The organism is Streptomyces alkaliphilus (assembly GCF_014141535.1).
Classification (GTDB): domain Bacteria; phylum Actinomycetota; class Actinomycetes; order Streptomycetales; family Streptomycetaceae; genus Streptomyces; species Streptomyces alkaliphilus.
The window spans coordinates 1-1,420 of sequence record NZ_VKHT01001162.1; the positions used below are offsets into that span (position 1 = coordinate 1).

Below are 1,420 nucleotides of genomic sequence, written 5' to 3' on the forward strand. Positions count from 1 at the left end.
GGCGGGGGCCGACTCGATGTCGGCCGGCGCGGGGCGGGCGGTCCGGCGGCCATCGCCGTGGCCAGGACGTCGATCCGCCCGCGTTCGAGGACGACGAGCTCCGCCGACTCGTCCGGACGGCGCAGTCGGGCGGCGGCGGACATCCCGCCCGCGACCCCTCCGACGACGATGACCTTCACGGTGGGCTCCCCGCGCCGAGGGTTTTATACCCCTTGGGGTATTGGTTGACGGCTCCGAGCGTACCCGGGGCGGGTGGCGCCCACAGGTGCGCACCGCACCCGCCCCGGGGCCGGATCGGCCCTACGCCGTGACCACCGAGGACCACCCGCCCGTCGGAGCCTGCCCGACGCCCAACCCGCGCAGGTTCTCCAACACCACCGGATCCTGCGCGTCCAGCCAGTCGCACAACTGTCGGAAGGAGACGAACCGCACGTCGTCCTCCCCGCCCGACCGCTCCGCCATCTCCACCAGCGCCTCCTCCACCGCGTCCATGTAGATGCCGCCGTTCCACTGCTGGAAGTGGTTGCCGATGAACAGCGGCGCGCGATTGCCCCCGTGCACCCGCTCGAAGCCCGCGACGAACGCCCCCCGTGCCTCGTCCCGCCACACCCCGTGCAGCGCCGGGTCCCCCTGCGTGCCCCCCGACTGATTGACCATGATGTTGTAGTCCATCGACAACACCTCGAAGGACCGCCCCGGGAACGGCACCAGTTGCAGGGGGAGGTCCCAGATCCCCCCGCGCCGGGTCGGCCACACCTGGTGCCGACCCGGCGAACTCGCGTCGTACCGCCACCCCAGCTCCGCCGCCGTCGGCAACAGGTTGTCCTGACCCAACAGGCACGGCGTCCGACCACCCACCAACTCCCGCCGGTAGTCGAACGGCAGCGGCTCCAGGTCCTCGAACCCCGTGTTCGTGCGCCACTCGGTGACGAAGCCGATCGCCTGTTCGATCTCCTCGCGCCACTCCTCCGGCGTCCAGTGCTCCACCGAGCCGGCGCCGGCGCAGAAGTGGCCGTTGAAGTGGGTGCCGATCTCGTGACCGTCCAGCCAGGCCGTCCGCAGCCGGCGGATGGTCTCCCGGATCGCCCCGTCGGACAGGTAGCCGATGTCCGAGGCGCCCGGCGCGTTCCGCGGGGGCAGGTACCGCTCCTTCCGCGCCTCCGGCAGCAGGTACAGGCCGGAGAGGAAGAACGTCATCGCCCCGCCGATCCCCTCCGCCACCCCCAGGAACCGGTCGAACAAGCCGTCGTCCAACGAGGCGGCCCCGTCCCACGACACCACCACGAACTGCGGGGGCCGCTCGCCCGCATCCAGTCGCCGCGCCTCCGGCTGCCGGGGCTGCGGCCCGGTGTCGGCCGTCGACCCGTCCCCGATGAGACGCGGGTTCTCCGGGCTCGGCCCCGCGTCCACGGCCTCGCCG

At 72.7% G+C, this 1,420-nt stretch carries 1 protein-coding gene; it reads right to left on the reverse strand.

Features of this window, described 5'->3' with window-relative positions; all coding sequences use genetic code 11:
• Positions 1-300: 300 nt before the first annotated feature.
• Positions 301-1,420 (reverse strand): polysaccharide deacetylase family protein (locus FNQ90_RS23135; RefSeq protein ID WP_228471536.1); only part of this gene is annotated, 1,120 nt, incomplete at its 5' end.